This is a genomic window from Paracoccus sp. SY (assembly GCF_002901215.1).
GTDB classification, from domain to species: Bacteria; Pseudomonadota; Alphaproteobacteria; order Rhodobacterales; family Rhodobacteraceae; genus Paracoccus; species Paracoccus acridae.
Map to the genome: position 1 here is coordinate 16,380 of NZ_NWMQ01000034.1, position 16,746 is coordinate 33,125.

12 protein-coding genes and 1 pseudogene are annotated in these 16,746 nt (G+C 63.0%); 4 read left to right on the plus strand and 9 right to left on the minus strand.

Annotated features, from left to right (window positions below; all coding sequences use genetic code 11):
* Positions 1 to 93: 93 nt before the first annotated feature.
* Genes CK944_RS17435 through xrtD form a run of 3 tightly spaced genes read right to left on the minus strand, consistent with a single transcriptional unit; the run spans position 94 to position 2,650 of the window.
* Positions 94 to 549 (minus strand): hypothetical protein, encoded by a 456-nt coding sequence (locus CK944_RS17435; RefSeq protein ID WP_103174357.1) that lies wholly within the window; start codon positions 547 to 549, stop codon positions 94 to 96.
* Positions 549 to 1,034 carry a hypothetical protein gene (locus CK944_RS17440; RefSeq protein WP_103174358.1) on the minus strand — a complete coding sequence of 162 codons (486 nt, stop codon included), beginning with the start codon at positions 1,032 to 1,034 and terminating at the stop codon, positions 549 to 551. Before CK944_RS17440 ends, CK944_RS17435 begins: the two co-directional genes overlap by 1 nt.
* A 2-nt stretch (positions 1,035 to 1,036) precedes the next feature.
* Entirely contained in the window at positions 1,037 to 2,650 is a 1,614-nt protein-coding gene (gene xrtD / locus CK944_RS17445) for a VPLPA-CTERM-specific exosortase XrtD (RefSeq protein WP_103174359.1), read from the minus strand.
* Between the two features lie 123 nt (positions 2,651 to 2,773).
* On the opposite strand from xrtD, the gene CK944_RS17450 reads away from it, so the two are divergent.
* From CK944_RS17450 to CK944_RS17465, 4 genes are all read left to right on the plus strand, one after another.
* On the plus strand, positions 2,774 to 3,802 hold the full coding sequence (locus CK944_RS17450; protein ID WP_103174360.1) for a glycosyltransferase: 1,029 nt from the start codon (positions 2,774 to 2,776) through the stop codon (positions 3,800 to 3,802).
* Between the two features lie 75 nt (positions 3,803 to 3,877).
* Entirely contained in the window at positions 3,878 to 6,706 is a 2,829-nt protein-coding gene (locus CK944_RS17455; RefSeq protein WP_103174361.1) for an HAD-IIIC family phosphatase, read from the plus strand.
* A 405-nt stretch (positions 6,707 to 7,111) separates the two neighbouring features.
* A complete protein-coding gene (locus CK944_RS17460; protein WP_103174362.1) occupies positions 7,112 to 7,780 on the plus strand; it encodes a VPLPA-CTERM sorting domain-containing protein in 669 nt (222 codons plus the stop codon).
* A gap of 231 nt (positions 7,781 to 8,011) precedes the next feature.
* Positions 8,012 to 9,301: an oligosaccharide flippase family protein gene (locus CK944_RS17465; protein ID WP_158248049.1), complete on the plus strand. Its 1,290-nt coding sequence runs from the start codon at positions 8,012 to 8,014 to the stop codon at positions 9,299 to 9,301.
* Here CK944_RS17465 and CK944_RS17470 read toward each other — a convergent pair.
* The 6 genes and pseudogenes from CK944_RS17470 to CK944_RS17495 all read right to left on the minus strand — a co-directional run bounded on the left by CK944_RS17470 (position 9,298) and on the right by CK944_RS17495 (position 16,598).
* Positions 9,298 to 10,268 (minus strand): annotated as a pseudogene (locus CK944_RS17470) (IS481 family transposase). The gene CK944_RS17465 and the pseudogene CK944_RS17470 sit on opposite strands and share 4 nt — an antisense overlap.
* Positions 10,269 to 10,367: 99 nt before the next feature.
* Complete coding sequence (locus tag CK944_RS17475) at positions 10,368 to 11,330, minus strand: glycosyltransferase family 2 protein (RefSeq protein ID WP_103174364.1); 963 nt, start codon at positions 11,328 to 11,330, stop codon at positions 10,368 to 10,370.
* A 2-nt stretch (positions 11,331 to 11,332) separates the two neighbouring features.
* Positions 11,333 to 12,766, minus strand: a complete 1,434-nt coding sequence (locus CK944_RS17480) for a hypothetical protein (RefSeq protein WP_103174365.1) — start codon at positions 12,764 to 12,766, stop codon at positions 11,333 to 11,335.
* A gap of 49 nt (positions 12,767 to 12,815) precedes the next feature.
* A complete protein-coding gene (locus CK944_RS24045) occupies positions 12,816 to 13,823 on the minus strand; it encodes a glycosyltransferase family 4 protein (protein ID WP_239986130.1) in 1,008 nt (335 codons plus the stop codon).
* 148 nt (positions 13,824 to 13,971) lie between these two features.
* Positions 13,972 to 14,919: a glycosyltransferase family 2 protein gene (locus CK944_RS17490; RefSeq protein ID WP_239986129.1), complete on the minus strand. Its 948-nt coding sequence runs from the start codon at positions 14,917 to 14,919 to the stop codon at positions 13,972 to 13,974.
* 308 nt (positions 14,920 to 15,227) lie between these two features.
* A complete protein-coding gene (locus CK944_RS17495; protein ID WP_103174367.1) occupies positions 15,228 to 16,598 on the minus strand; it encodes an IS481 family transposase in 1,371 nt (456 codons plus the stop codon).
* Between the last annotated feature and the right edge of the window lie 148 nt (positions 16,599 to 16,746).

Genomic DNA, 16,746 nt, shown 5'->3' on the forward strand with positions numbered 1-16,746 from the left:
AAATTCGCGCCGACATCCGTCAGAAATCGCGTGGAGGCTATTCGCACCGATGCCAATCCTACTGCAAGAAGGCGATAAAGCTGTTTTATGATACTATTGTGGCACCGCCACCGGATAGCGCAACCCTTCAAGGTCAAGTCCGGTCATGGCCGCCAGCCGGCCGTTCGACTGGGCGAAGCGGTTGCCGGTGAAACGGGCGATCCGGTCGCGGATCGGGCTTGCCGCATGGCGTGACGGGAAATGCCGCTGCAGCGTTCTGTCAAGCTGTCGCAAGATCCGGTTCCGTAGCCGGTAGGGCAGAGGATAGTCGGCATAGCGCAGCGGCCGCTCGACGGGCGTGGGGATGGCATGGTTCAGCCGCCGGCACAACATCATGGCCAGTTCGCTTTGGCGTTCGTTGACGCGGCGCAGCGGTCCCTGTGCGAGCAGCGGGATGTTCAGGAAACCGCCCAGCCGGGACAGATAGACGTCCGGGTCGGCGCGCAGCAGCTCTATCGGCTGGACCAGGATGCGTTCCATCGGGAAATGCTGGCGATAGATCTCGACCATCAGGTCGTATTCAAAAAAAAATCCATTCGCAGCAGCGGGCGAAAGCCAATATGGTCGGCATTCTGGCGCAGCATGGCGTGGATATCCTCGGTGCCGCCCTGGCTGATGTATTGCAGATACAGCGAATGCAGCAGCGACGCCTGTTCGCGCACGCCGATCAGGATGCACGCGTCGGGAAAGCAGGCGGCGATCCGCGCCGCAATCCGGTCAGAATTGTAGCGCCGATAGACGGGATTTCCCGCCAGCGCCTCGTGCGAGATCACCGGGACGCGTCCGTCGTCACGGCAAGTGGCCAGAAAGCTGTCCCGAATGGCGCCGGGATCGAAGCGCCGGGGATGGGTCAGTACGAAATGTTCGATCGCCTCAGCCGATTGCGGTTTCCAGGGGGCCTGGAACGTCCGGTCGTCCGCGAACAGCTCTTGCTGCAGAAAGGTGGTAGCGGTCTTATGGTAGCCGATATGGACCAGCGGCGCGGTGCTCCCCATACCTATGTGTCGCTCGGCATGAAGCGGGGCAGTGGGACCATGACTTCCTTCAGGACATCCAGCAGTCGCGCCTCGGCGGCATCGTTGGCTTCGTCGCGCGCGATCGGTGTGGTCAGGCGCACCAAGCCGCCGTCAGTGCGGCCGGTGGTGATGCCGTCAGCCATCAGATAAAACTTCGCGGCGATGTCCCAGGCTACCTTCCGGCCCTTCTGTTCGAACCAGTAATAGACCATCATCCGATGCTCGCCCTTCTGGATGATTGCGCGGTTGATCTGGAAGGGCGTGTCCAAGCCCACCCGGGGCGCGATATCGGTGCGCTCCAGCCAGGCAATTTCCCAGCCGTTGCCGGGCAGGCAGATCTCGGGCGAATGAACGCCGCCCTGGCTTTGGTCGGCATACCAAGCGGTGAACAGGCCCACGGGGGCATCAACACCGTCGCGGCGCAGGTTGATCTGGTGATAGTCGTCGGCCCCCAAGCTGCGCAGAATGCCTTCCCCTAGAACTTCGGCCGGCCCGACCTGCTGCCACTGGCCCAGGGTGCGAGGGAAGGTGCTGAAATCTTGGCGCGCAATAGCACCTGCGCCGCGTTCGGGCAGGGCCGTCCAGGTCAGAGCTGCGCCGCTCATCATCAGCGCCGCCGTGATCAGCGCAGCGGATGGCCGCACCAGTCGAAGCCGCCCGACCTGCGTGGCCAGGCCCTCAGTTTCCAGATCCAGGGCGTTGATCAGGTCCGGCTTCTGCGGATGAAAGATCAGCAGGATCCGCGCCAGCAGGAACAGCAGCGCCACGCAGGCCACGAAGATCACCCAGCCTTCAAAGAAATGGGTAAAGCCTTCGACCCAGTCCAGGCCCCAGCGGTTAACAATGTATCCGGCAATGGCAATGCGGACCGAATTCATCAGCACGGTGATCGGCGCGGCTGAGATCAGCAGAATCGCCTTGTGCCACATCGGCCCGCGATAAAGCACCGCGAAGATATAGGAAAAGGACAGGATCGGGAACAGATAGCGCAGGCCGGAACAGGCTTCGGCCACATGCAGCTTGGTCACGCCCAGGTCGATCACATTGCCTTCCAGGAAGACCGGGACCGCCAGCAGCTTCAGGAACCACACGCCCAGTTCGGACGACACGAACTGCAGCCAGGTGGACATCTTGTAATACAGAACCCCCGGCAGCGGCAGCATGTAGACCAGGTGCAGAACCGGCGGCCACATGTGCTTGCCGCGTTCCCACCCGAAAGAGATCAGCAGAACTCCCCCGACCCAGATGATCGTCGCATAGGCCACGATGTCCGAAATGTTGGCCAGCCGCCCCAACGCGCCCACAAACAATGCCAGCATCACCACGATCACGCCGGGCCAGCGGTCAGGCAGGTCGCCGGGCCGGGCCGGTACCTCTTTCAACTGGCGCAGGAACAGCAGCGCCGACAGGGCCGGAATCAGCGGACCGTGGCTGTATTCGGGCAGCTTCCAGGCCTCCAGCAGCGCATCCAGGCCCGGATAGAAAAAGGCCCCGGCAGCGATCGTGGCGATCGCCAGCCAGATCAAGCCCCAGTGAACGGAACCGCTGGCCTGTCGCGTCTGGGATAGGGCAGCGTCGCGTGGGAACAGAGGCATGGCTGAAAGCTTTCTTGAAACTCAGAAAATACATTTCGGACCATAACAGGTCCGGCGGCTTGCCGACAGTTACCGATATGGTCATTGTAAAAGGCAACTGAAAAATAATCGCGAGTGGCGGCCATGGCGGCGCTGGATATTGGCATCTTCGCCCATAACGAGGCCGTCCGGATCGGCCCCTTGGTCGCCGATCTGGCCGGGCAGGATCTGATTCGCGATCCCCGCGCCGATATCCGGGTGCTGATCCTGGCCAATGGCTGCACCGACGACACGGTGGCCCAGGCCCGCGCTGCGATCGCCGCTTTGAACGACCCATCGGTTCGGGACCGCATCGCCGTGCTGGATCTGCCCCAGCCGGGCAAGTCGCGCACGGTGCAGCGCTTCATCCATGACCTATCGCGCCCGCAGGCGGATGTTCTGGGCTTTATGGACGGCGACATCCACCTGCCCCGGTCTGACACGCTGGCGCGGATGCTGGCGATGCTGGACGGCCGCCCCGAACTGCGCGTCATCACCTCGCGTCCGGTCAAGGACGTGATCCATTACGACCGTCCCTCCGGGCCGGTGGGCCGGCTGATCGCGGCGGGCGGCGACGGCCTGACCGACTGGCGCCGCTCGATCTGCGGGCAGTTGTTCATGATGCGCGCGGGCTTTGCCCGCCGCATCGCCTTGCCCGAGGGCCTGCCGGTCGAGGACGGCTTCATCCGCGCCATGGTGCTGACCGACCTTCTGTCGGGTCCCCAGGATCTGACGCGCATCGACGGCGACCCCGAGGTGTTCCACGTTTATGAATCGATCCGCGACATCGGCGCGCTGATCCGCCACCAGACCCGCATCGTGGTGGGCAGCGCCGTCAACGCGGCCCTGTTCGCCCATATCCGCCGCCATGCGCCCACCGAGGAACAGGCCCATGCCCTGCTGATGACGGCAGCCGCCGATCCGGCCTGGCTGGGCCGGGTGCTAAAGGACGAACTGCCGCGCGCGCCGCACGGCTATGTGCCCTTCGACTTTCTGGTCAAGCGGTTGCGCCGGGGTGGGCGGGCTGGGCTGAAGGGCAAGGCCGTGCTGGCGGCTGGCTTTGGCCTGGACCTGCTGGTCTGGCTGCGGGCATCCCTGCGAATGGCCTTTCGGCCAAGCGCCGGATTTTGGTGACGGGCTGTTGGTCAATGCCCCGATCCTGCGCTATGGCTTTGGCCCGACACCCCGCATTCTGCCGATGAGACAGCTATGACCGACGCTTCCGATGCCTATCTGCGCGCCGAACGGGATATGGGCGTGCCGCCCGTCGCGGAACGCGGGCGGCGGAACATGAACCCCCCGGGAATCGGCTTTTGGGCCCTGGTGGCCGAGGATTTCCGCACCCATGAACGCAAGCTGTTCGAACAGGGCTTCTGGGCGATCTTCGTCCACCGCTTCGGCAACTGGCGGATGGGCCAGCCGAAGCTGGTGCGGGCGCCCGCAACGCTGCTGTACCGCATCCTGTTCAAGCTGGTCGAATGGCTGTGCGGCATTTCGCTGTGGTACACAGTCAAGCTGGGCCGCCGGGTGAGGATCTGGCACCATTCGGGCATGAGCCTGGGTGCGCGGGCCATCGGCGACGACGTCCATATCCGTCAGAACACCACGCTGGGGGTGGCCCAGACGGGCGTGAACGACGCCCTGCCGATCATCGCCGACGGCGCCGACATCGGTGCGGGCGCGGTGATCGCGGGGGCGGTCTATGTAGGCCGGGGCGCGCGCATCGGCGCCAATGCTCTGGTGCTGACCGACGTGCCCGACGGCGCCACGGCCATGGGCAACCCGGCGATGATCTATGCCCGGCCCGGCAAGGCGGCGGATGATCCCTTGCCCGCCCCTGAATCATCGGTTCCCGAACCCATCCCCGATCCGCTTCCCCAGGTGGAGGAGGCGATGCGCGACACCCCCTGCGACATGGGCATCATCGCCGTCCTGGGTTCGGCGAACCTGGATCTGCTGGCGGAAAGCCTGACGGCCATGGCCGCGCGCCACGGCATGACGGTGGCGACCCATGTCCCACCCTTCGGCCAAGCCCGGATGGAGCTTCTGAAGAACGCGGCCGATTCCCCCCTGCAGCAGGCCATGGTACAGGCGGCGAAAAGCGGCGGACGCACCGCCACCCTGATCGTCGAGCGCGCCGAGGAAATCCTGGGCGATGTTCTGCGCGCGCCCCTTTCCCTGCCCGAGGACGAGGCCGAGGCCTGGGTGGAAGCCGCGCTGTCCCCCCTTCTGATGCTGATGCGAGAGGCACGCGCGCGCCTGCCCGGGCCGATCCTCGTCACCCGGCTTGCGGCCTTTTCCCGCTCCAGCCTGGGCTTGGCGGACCGTGCCCGCACCGACGGACAGACGGCACTTCTGGACCGCGCCAATGCCATCCTGGCGCGCGAGGCGGCCGGGCTTGCCGACACGCATCTTCTGGACACGGCCGCCATGCTGGCCGAACTGGGCCAGAAGGCGGCCGATCCGGGCGGTTTCTGGCATCTGGGCCGGATGCCCTTTTCCGCAGCCTTCGGCGATCATCTGGCGAAACGCACGCTGGGGGCGCTTCTGTCGCTGCGCGGCCAGACGGCGCGGATCCTGGTGCTGGATCTGGACAACACCCTTTGGGGCGGCGTGTTGGGCGAGGACGGCATCGAAGGGGTCGAGATCGGCGGCGCTTATCCCGGTTCCGCTTTCCGCGCCTTTCAGGACGCGCTTCTGGCCCTGTCTCAGCGGGGCATCGCGCTTGCCGTGGCGTCCAAGAACGACGCCGACCTGGCCTTGCGGATGATGGCGGACCATCCCGAAATGGCGATCCGGCCCGGCAACCTGGTGGCCCACCGCATCGGCTGGGCCGAAAAGACCATGGGCCTGCGCGAGATCCTGGACGAGATCGGCCTGGGCGAGGCATCCTGCATGTTCATCGACGACAACCCCGTCGAGCGTCAGAAAATCCGCCGCAACCTGCCCCAGGCAATCGTGCCCCCCTTCCCTTCTGCCCCCGAGGATCTGGTGGCCTGGCTTCTGGATAACCCTTGGCTGGAATGCCTGGAACTGACCGCCTCGGACCTGAAGCGGACGGCGCAATACCAAAGCCGCGCCCGGATCACGGCGGCGCGCCAGGACTTCCAGGACATCGCCGATTTCTATCGCGACCTGGACATGCGGCTGGTCTTCGAACCCTACGGCCCGACCAACCAGAAGCGTGTGCTGCAACTGTTTGCCAAGACCAACCAGTTCAACGCCACCGGCCGCCGCCACGACGCAGCCAGCCTAGGGCGGCTGCTGGACGCGGGGGCCGAAATCCGTGCCATCGGCCTGTCGGACCGTCACAGTTCCTATGAGCTGATGGGAGTGATTGTGCTGGCCCCGGATCAGGCGGTGAAGGCCGCATTCCCCGACGATGCGGCGGTCCAGGCCGTTCAGGCCCCCGGCGCGCTGTGGGTCGAAAGCCTGCTTCTCAGCTGCCGGATCCTTGGCCGCACGGTCGAGGATGCGATCATCGCCTGGGCCACCAGCCGGGCGGCGGACCGGGGGGCGGACCTGATCGGCCAGATCATCGAGTCGCCGCGAAACACCCCCGTGCGCGGGGTCTTCGCCAAGGCCGGGCTTGCGGCGGTCGAAACCGGGCTGGATTTGGGCGTGGGAGGGATCTGGCAGCACGACGGCGCCGCCGGCGCCTTACCGGTGCCCGACTATTTCACCCTCTCGGGCGCGCCGCCCGTCGCCGCGCCCGAGGTGCACCCAGCCAAATCGGCGCCGGCCCGACCGAAATTGCCCGAAGCCTTGCCGATTATTTTTTGTGAAAAACCCATGGCACCTGCGGCCCTTGCCCCGGCACTTGAAACCGGATTGGCCAATACATTCCGTCGAGTTTTTCGCTTGCCTCCCGATGCGGATTTGCAAATGGCCACGACCGACAGCATCGCCGCCTGGGATTCGCTTGGCCATCTGCGCCTAGCCATGGAAATCGAGCAGAGCCTGGGACAGCGTATACCGGGTGATCGGCTGGGCCAAATCCGCAGTTATCAAGATTTGCGCGCCGCCTTGGCTGACTAACGCAGGCGCACCCCAGGTTCCTAGAAAATGTTGACTCATGACCAAAAAAGACAAATCAAAGCAATTTTGTTCTGTTTGTATTGGCACCTGTGACGTTCATCGGGGGTGGTTTTTGGAATGTTGGAGGGGGGCAGGACAGCCCGCCTTGATTCGGGATTTCGCACCTGCGGCAAGGTCCCAACCACCCCATTCCTCTATAGTACAACCAGAAACTGATTAAAAAAAACTTTCACCTCTCTGTGCGGGAAACCTCATCGTATAAACGGGTAAATTTCTCTACCGAGGTGTTCTTCCATTCATATTTCTCTGGCAGTGAGACTTTTCAAAGTACTAACTATTAAAAGGCGAGTAGTCCTGTTCGCAGGTGGCGAACATAAATGGTACTCATTTGGAGAAGACGGTACGATGATAAAAAAGTTCAGCTTTATGGGTATAGCCGCAGCGGCCCTTCTGGCGGGTGGCGTTTCGGCCCAGGCTGCCGTGATTGACTTCACAGCCCTTCCGGTCGGAACCGTGGGTCCGATTAATGGCAGCATCGGTTCAATCAGCTATGCCCTAACTGGTGGTCCGGGGCAGGTCCAAACGCCGCAGGCCTGCGACGGCCCGACCGCTGCGCCCTTGGCCTGCGTCAACGATGGCGTGGGGGTTTCGGGATCTGAAATCACCGGCAATGGCAAGGCCTATGTCACAATCACCTTCTCGCGTGATGTGGCCTTGGTGGGTGCCTACTTCCTTGACCTCTTCAGGTCTGCCGTTAGCGACAATTACGAGATTGCTTATATCGTTAAGGGCGGTTCGGCCACAATGCCTGCCGATGTGACCGTGGAAGCCGAAGAGGTCTTCAAGAGCAACAACGGTTTCAAGTTTCAGGATGGCTTCAAGCTAGTGGGCAGTGTCTTCAGCTTTTTTGTTGATCCGAACGGCAACGACGATGTCGGTCGTCCCGACGCGGCCTTGGCCGGTCTGGAAATCGCCCCCGTGCCATTGCCGGCTGGTGGCCTGCTGATCGCCAGCGCGCTTGGCGGTCTTGGCTTGCTGCGCCGCAAGCAGAAAGCCCAGCCGGCTAACGCCTGATCGGTAGCCAGTTTCGTTTCAGAAAAGGGCCGATCGCCGATCGGCCCTTTTCTTATATCCCGATCTTGCCTATGGCTCGATATAAGGTCAGCAACCTACGACAAATACCTCGGAAACCCGCCGACAAATGACCATCCCCGCGCGCTCCCTTCTCCGTAGTCTGACTTGATGCGCCGGCCCTCCATCCTGTCCGCCCAGAGTGTTCGCGCGCGCGCGATGCGTAGTTCGGCCATGACCATCCTGGGTTTCGGTGGTGGCAATTTCCTGCGCCTTGTGTCCAACCTGATCCTGACCCGGTTGCTGTTTCCCGAAGCTTTCGGCCTGATGGCGATCGTACAGGTCTTCCTGGGTGGGTTGCAGATGTTTTCCGACATCGGCATCAAGACCTCGATCATCCAGAGCGCGCGGGGCGACGATCCCGATTTCCTCAACACCGCCTGGACCCTGCAGATCGTACGGGGGTTCCTCTTGTGGCTGGCCGCCTGCGCGATGGCTTGGCCCGCCGCCCGGATTTATGACGAGCCGATGCTGTTGCAGCTTCTGCCGGTAGTCGGACTGACGACCATCGTCGCGGGCTTCACCACGACCAAGATCGCGGCTGCGAACCGCCACCTGCAGCTGGGCCGGCAGGTTGGAATCGACCTAGGCACCCAAGCGGTTGGGATCGTGATCATGGTGATCCTGGCTTGGATCATGCGATCGGTCTGGGCGCTTGTGATTGGGTCGCTGATCACGGCTGCGCTGCGCAACATCCTGCTGCACCGGCTGCTGCCGGGGGTGTCCAACCGCTTCCGCTGGGATCCTGTCTCTGCGCGCGAGATGATCCGGTTCGGCAAATACATCTTCCTAGCCACAGCGGCGGGATTTCTGATCAACCAGGGCGACCGTGCGATCCTGGGAGCCTTCATTCCACTAGGAGAGTTAGGCGTCTACAGCGTTGGGATGTTTCTAGGCACGCTGCCTTTCCTGCTAGGACGCGCGGTGAACAACAACGTAGTCCAGGCGCTGTACCGCATGAAGCCCCCGGCCGAAAACGCTGCGAACCGTGCCCAGATCCATCGGGCCCGGCGGCTGCTGGTGGTGGGAACCTTGGCCATCAGCGGGGTGCTGTCCTACGGTGGGATCTGGCTGACCAACCTGCTTTATGATCCGCGCTATCACTTGGCCGGACCGATGATCGTGTTATTCGGCCTGTCGATGGTGCCGCAACTGGTCTTCAACGGCTATGGCGGGGCACTTTTATCCAACGGTGATTCTCGGCGGCATTTCCAGCTTCTGGCTGCCACCGCCCTAATCCAAACCGCCCTGATGTTCCTGATGATTCCTTGGATAGGCGTGGTGGGCGCGATCCTGGCGCCTGGCTTTGCCTCGCTGGCCACCTATCCGATGAAGAACGCCTATACCGCCCGGTATAAGGCCAACGACCTCCGAGGCGACATAACCTTCCTAGCGTTGGGATTCGTGGTCAACGGGCTTGCCGTCTGGCTGCACTGGCCCGATGTCGTGCAGCTTCTGAGCTAGGTGTCACATCCCGCGTGATTATAGACCCGCTTCCTGAACAGCTCCGGCCTTTGGCGTTGCCAGTCCTTGAGGGCGGCGATGGGCGTTCGGCCCTTCAGGGCTGATTGCGGAAGTTGGCTGTTGTAGAGGTGGACGTAGCGCAGGAGGGTCTGTTCCAGGTCCTCGCCGCTGTGGAAGCGGTGGCTCTGCAGGATGTCCTCGATCCGTCCGTTGAAGCGCTCGACCATGCCGTTGGTCTGCGGCCGCATCGGTGGCGCGAGGCGGTGCTCGATGCCAAGGTCGGCGCAGAGCAGGTCGAACTCGTGCTGTCCTGTGGCCGCGCGCTTGCGCAGGCCGAACAGCCGGTCGGTGAAGGCCTTTCCGTTATCCGTCAGCACGCGGGTGATCTTCATCGGTGCGGCACGCTCAAGGTCGCGCAGGAAACGACGCGCGTTGGCTGCGGTCTGCGCCGGGTAGATGCGCACGAAGACCCACCGCGTGGCCCGGTCGATGGCCACAAAGAGGTAGCGGCGGCGGTCCTCGTCGGCCATCTGGGGCAGGTATTTTACGTCGATGTGCAGATAGCCGGGCTCGTAGGCCTTGAAGGTGCCGTGCGCGGGCTTGGTTCCTTCGGCTTCAGCGCCCGCAGGTTGCCCGCCCCGTGGCGACGCAGGCAGCGGTCAAGGCCCGAGCGCGAGACATGCGGGTTGAGGAACTCGCGCACCACCGCGAGCAGGTCGTCGAGCGGCAAGAGAAGCGCCTTGCGCAGCGCCACGGCGACCGCCTCTTGCGCCGACGTCAACGTCGTCTGCAAGCGATGCGGCGTGTGGCTCCGGTCGTGGACGTCGTCGCGACCCCGCCATTTCCAGACCGTCTGCTCGGAGATCCCGTAGCGCTCCGCCACCAGCCAGGCCGGTTCGCTGCTGGCCTGGATCGCGGCCCGGATCTTCGGTGTCGTGGTGGCCTGCTTGTGCAGCGAAATCAGCATGCTCGAACCCCCTCTCGAACCTCGCGCAGGATCGACCTTGCCATGAACAGGGCCGACCGGCGAGGGTCTATGTGATCATCCGGGATGGAACAGCTAGGACTATTTGTATTCGATCAGCCCGCGCCTGCGCCCCAACAATCGGCTCAGGCGGTAATCCAAGACGCCAAGCGCTTCGGGGGTTTTTCCCAAGGTCAGGAAGAACGCCTGGGCCAGATCGCCCCCGCGCCGGGCCAGGCGCATCACCTGCATAGGCCAGGCCAGGGCCAGCAGGACCGCCAACCAGGGCGCGAACGGTAGCAGGACCAGCACGGCCGCCGGCAGCCCCAAGCCCCAGATCAGCGCCCGCCGGGTCTGTGCGACGCGGTGCCGTTCGGGCGCCGCCCCGTGCATCGCCGCCCCTTCGGCAAAAGCATAACCCGCCCGCCGCGTCCGGCGCCACCATTGCCCGAAACGGGTGATGGCGGCATCGTGCAAGGTCATTTCCGCATCCAGCCGCCAGATCCGCCAGCCCGCCGCGCGCAGCCTGACGCAAAGTTCCGGCTCCTCGCCCGCGATCAGAGCGGGATCGAAGCCGCCCACAGCGCGAAAAGCATCCCTGCGCATCAGCACGTCGCCGCCGCAGGCCCTGGTCTCGCCCACCGGGGTGTCCCATTCGCAATCGATCAGCCGATTATAGAGCGACTGGCCGGGATGGCGTTCGCGCCTGCGCCCGCAGACGGCCGCGACATCGAGATGGTTATCCAGAAAGGCCGATGCCGTTTCCAGCCAGCCGGGCTGCAATTCGCAGTCGCCATCCACGAATTGCACATAAGGGGGTGCCTCATCCCCCATCAGGGCAAAGCCTTCGTTCCGGGCGCGGGCGGCGGTGAAGGGGAGGGCCAGATCCAGACTGACGACTTGGGCGCCCGCAGCGGCGGCGGCGTCAAGGCTTCCATCGGTCGATCCGCTATCGACATAGACGATCCGGCCCACGCGGCTCTGCATGGAGGCCAGACAGCGGCGCAGCCGTTCGCCTTCGTTGCGGCCGATGGCCACGGCGGCGATGCGGGGATCGGGCGCCATCCTCAGCCTCCGTTCCGGTTGTGCCGGGTTAGCTGGCGGGTATAGCGCTGGGTGCGCGGGAGATCCGCCTCGACCTGACCGGCGGCGGGGGCGGCAGCATCCACCCAACCCCAATCGACCCGCCCCATCAGGGCGCCCGCCAGAAGCCAGGTCACGGCATGGATGCCGCCATTGGGGATGCTGTCCACCAGATTGGCCGCCAGAACCAGGGCCAAGCCAACGGCTGCGGGTTCCAGCCCCTTGCTGCGCCGCCGAAAGGCGAGAAGCAGGATGGGCACCGTCAAAAGCCCGTATTCCGCCAGATAGCGCACCCAGCCTCCCTGGCCGAACACGATCACCCAGCGTCCGTCCGTGACGCTGATGTCCTGGCCCTCTTCGTCGAAGATGCGGCTGCGGCTCCAGCCGCCCCAGCCGAACAAAGGCCGCTGAGCAGCCCGATCCAGAAGGATATCCTCGTTTTCCAATCGGAAGGTGAGGGAGCCGACCCGGTCGGGATTAATCCGTTCCACCATGGCCAGGATACGTTCGGTCGGCACCAGATCCGCGCTGCGCAACATGGGATAGGTCAGCACCATGGCCGCCACCGCCCCTGCAACCAGCAGCCGGGTACGCAGCGGCAGGAACAGCACCACCGGCAAAAGCGCCGTCGTGACCATCAGCGCCCCGAGCGAGTTTGACAGCACCAACGTTCCGTAGATGAAAATTCCCGCCCACATGTATCGGCTGCGCGCCTTGCCTGTGGCCATGCGCATGGCTCCAAAGGCAGCCAAGGCCATGCAGCCGATGAACATCGCCACATAAAGCCCGTTTTCCAGAAAGATCATGGGCCGGAAGCCGCCCCCGCGAACGGCCTGCAACCAGGACTTTGGATGAAAACCATAGAGCATCATGTTCAGACGCGGCGACATGCGCACCTCGAACAGGGCCAATGCTGCATAGACCAAGCCGCCGATCACCAGGATCTTCAGAACCGCTTTGTGGTTGTCGGGATGGCCCAGGAACTTGCGTCCCAGCAGGAACAGCATCAGGCTGCCGATCACGCTGTTAATCATCGAGAAGGCGTCGTATAATGACAGACCCGGAAACACCCGTGGTCCTATTATCTGGCGGTCGCCATTGGTCAGGGCCGTGGCAAAGGCCCCGCACACCAGCATGGCGATCAGCAGCCGCCCCAGCCAGTGCTGCGGGAAAAGGCCTGGTCGGATAAGGGGGATATTGGCAGGACGGGACATGGCCGCGAAGGCCAGGATTGTAGCCGCCAGGACCGGGATGAAATCCTTGTCAAAAGAGGGGATGCCTGGAAAGGAAAACCCGGTTTGCGTGGGCAGCAGAAGAAAGCCAAACAGGACCGAGGCGGTGATCGCCTCAGGCAGGGGCAGCTTTCGAAACAGGACGATGACTACAAGTGGCCAACTGTAAAGAATGATTGAGGCCATGCTTATCGCCCCGCCTGCTGTAAAAGCCACCCTGCGATGGCCTGTCCTTTCATGCCGCGGCCAGGCAGGACATCAGTCGGTCGGTCGCAGGACCGATCCGATGCGCGCGCGCAGTTTGCCATGCGGCCGTCGAGAAGCCCTGCCATTCGGCATTCCCCATAGCATGAAAGCGCGCGATCGCCGCGGCGAAGGCCTGCGGGTCTGGGTCCAGCAGCAGCCCGTTCGTGCCGTTGATCAGATCGGGCGCGGCGCCTGCCCAGGTGGCCAGAACCGGCGTGCGGCAGGCCATCGCCTCGAGGATAGGCAGGCCGAAACCTTCGTTGTGACTGGTGAACAGCCACAGGTCGCAGGACGCATAGATAGCGGCAATGTCGGCCTGTGGCGGATTTCGGCTGTATTCGACGCCGAGGGGCAGAGGATGATGGGACAAGGGCAGGGAGGTGCCGAAGCTTGCCACTCGCAGGTCTGGCAGGCACGCCTGTGCCGCGCGTACTGTCGCAAGGGCCAGGCCCAGATTCTTGCGCGGCTCTGGGGCATAAAGGAACCCCACCCGCAGCGCGGCATTTTTAAACCGGGGCGGGGCGTTGAACCGGTTTGAATCGACGGCATTGGGCAAAACCGCGATGTCCCTCACGCCATGGTTCTCGAGCACTTTGTCGCGGATATAGGCCGACACGGCCATCTTGCGCAGCGGCAGGTGGAAACTGGCCGCGACCTGGTCGGTGGGCAGGTGTGGAAACATCTCGTAGTCTTGGAGAAGCTGGAACTTACGGCCCTTGGCGAGCGACAGGGCCGCTACCCATTCGGCGGTTTCCCACCAGGTCGCGATCACCACGTCGGCATCGGGCAGGTCAGCATTAGTGACGGGGCGCCGCCGGTCCAGGATAACGTGGCGCGGCCCAAGAAAGTCCAGAAGCGGCGTGGGGACTTGGCTCGGTCTGGCCTTGCGGCCCCGAAGCCGTGCCCAAAACCCCAGCCTAATCGGCCGGTCAGGCTGCGAGACGACTGTGACCTGGTGCCCGCGCGCCGTCAGTTCGGAGGCGTAATCCGCAACCACCCGTGTTCCGCCGGCAAGCGAGGCAAAGGGCAAAACGAACGTGATCTTCAAGAAACCTCCGCCGGATTGGTGCCGGTTGCCCTGATGGTAGCCCGGCCTGAACAGGCCGCAGCCGCAGGGTGGGCGCTACAGAACAGGCCTGACATGGTCAACGCGCCGGATCCTGCCACAAGGGGCTGCGCTCGGCCTCGATCTCGGCCACGGCGCGAGCCTTGCCCACCCGAAGTGCACGCCGCTGATAGGTGCGTACGAAGGCGCGCAGGTCCGCGTCATCGTGCTGCTTCTCGCCTCGCAGCCAAGCGGACAGGAACCCCTGGATGGTTGCAAGACCGCCCAACACATAGGGGGGGTGGGCCATTCGGTACAGCCCCGTGGCGATAAAATAGGCCGGGTCCGAACCCATGTAATACTGGCCAAATCCGTGCCGCCGCCGTCCGGTGAAGACGCTTTTCTGCGAGGATCCCATTGGGCGCAGATGTTCAAAGCGCAGGTGCTTGTCGTTCCAGCTGACTGCGATCCAGCCCATCTGGCGCGCCTTGTGGCAGTCAATGGCGTCCCACATCACCTCGCGCACGAAGCCGCCGATCTGGGCAAAGCATTCGCGGCGATAGAACTTAGTCATGCCGACCGACATCTCGTCCCCGCACTTCTCCGAAATCCAGCGCCCTGCCGCGTTGCGGAACCAGGGCTTTCCCGAACAGGTGCCGATGCGGGAGTTCTGTTCCATCCGCTCTATCAGGATTTCGAAATATCGCGGCGGCAGATCCAGATCGAGATCCAACTTGCACAGATAGGGATAGGCATTCGCATCCACCTGGGCCAGGCCGAAATAGAAGGCCTCGATCACGCCAGGACCGACGGCGCGGGCGCCGCGGTCGGGCTTTTGGACAACCGTGATCCAGTCATGGGCGGCGGCGTATTCGGCCAGGATGGCAGGCGTGTCGTCGGTCGATCCGTCGTCCACGATCACCCAGCGGGTAGGGCGCATCGTCTGGGCGACGACACTGTCCAGCGTGCGGCGCATGTATTGCGCCTCGTCCCGGCAGGGCGAGACCAAAAGATAAGATCGGTCGGGAACAGGAACCATTTCGGCCATCCATACAGGCATGTCGCGCATATACACTGCATCTGGCGGCAGAAAAACCAGATCCGACGAATTTGATGCAAGGCTGCGTTTTCTTTTGCTTTGTCTAACGGCAGAAACGAGGCGGAATGCGAACCGGACGGGTTGACGAACAGGATAATACAACCGGATTTCATTGTTATCGGTGCCATGAATGCGGCACCTCGACCGTTTGCGCCTATCTCGAGGATCACCCCGAGGTGTTCATGTTGCCGGGAGCCGAGCCAAACTTCTTCAGCCATAACGAAAATTTCGCCTGCGATGCTATGGTCCGTGGACATTCATCGTGAGGCGATGATGGTTGCGGCGAGATGCCAATTGGCGGCGTAGCTGCACGCGGTCTTTTCGTAGCGCGTGGCGATGGCGCGGAACTCCTTTATTTTCGCGAAGAAGTTTTCGACCAAGTGCCGCCATCTGTAGGCGTGTTTGTCGTAGTCACGTTTGATCTTGCGGTTCGCCTTCGGTGGGATGACTGCACTCGCACCTCGCCCGTCCAGTTGTGCAAGCAGCCCATCGGCATCAAACGCCTTGTCCGCCAGAAGGGCGTCAAAGGCGACGTCCTCGATCAGCGGTGCCACGCCTTTCAGGTCGTGAGCCTGGCCGGGCAGCAAAACAAAGTCGAACAGGTTGCCCAAGGCATCGACCAAGGCCACGATCTTCGTGGTCAGTCCGCCGCGGGAGCGCCCGATGGCCTGAGCCTGAGTCCTGTTCAGTCCCGGCATCTGGTGGATCAGATTGACGATGAATCTGTCTGGCTCTGAAGTCCAGACCTTGCAGATGTATTCGTAGGGCGTCAGGCCGCTCAGCGTCTTGAGCCGACGGGCAAAGTTATAGGCTGCGATGAAGTCGTCGAGGTGCGTTCGCAGTTGATCGTGATTGTCGTAATGGAAGCGCTTGACGGTCGCCTCTTTGATCGTGCGGTTCATCCGCTCGACTTGGCCGTTCGTCCAGGGATGCCTTACCTTTGTCAGCCTGTGCTCGATCCCATGCTCGCGGCACACGCGGCCAAAGATGTGTTCGAAGGCGGTCGTGTCGCAGCTCCGGTTTGCGAACTGTATGCCATTGTCGGTCAACACCTTATGAAGCCGGTAGGGAACTGCGGCAATCAGGTCGCGCAGGAACTGGGCTGCGGCCATCTTGCCGGCCTTATGGACAAGGCGGACGAAGGCGAACTTGCTGGTTCTGTCAATCGCCACAAAGAGATACAGCTTGCCTTCGGCGGTCTGCACCTCCGCGATGTCGATATGAAAAAAGCCGATCGGATAGCGTTTGAAGCGCTGCCGTTTCGGCTTGCCGCCATCCACGTCAGGCAGGCGCAATATTCCATGCCGCTGCAGGCAGCGATGCAAGGCCGAGCGCGTCAGGTGTGGTATCGAGGGTTGCAGTGCGTAGAGGCAGTCATCCAGCGGCAGCAGCGTGTGGCGCCTGAACGCCACGACCATCGCTTCTTCCTCCGCGCTCATTGTTGTGGAGCACGGCTCCTTTGGCCCGGTCTTCAGGTCTTCGACCGTGGCGCGCTTGCGCCACTTCGCCACCGTCTTCGGATTGATGCCCAGCTCTCGGCTCAGCGTCGCGAGCGAAGCGTGCGATCGTTGTATTGCAGCTCGGATGGCGTGCGTGGTCGTGGCGCTTCCGTGACGAACTTGTCCCATAGGGCATCCTTCCATTCCCAAGAAAGGATCGCACCATCAAACCATGGGATCAAACACTTAGAGCGTGTCGCGGGCATCGAGATTCAGGATTCTCAGTTTCCATGCAATGTGCTTCCCTTCTGCTAAGGCAGGTATGGGGGGTCTGATG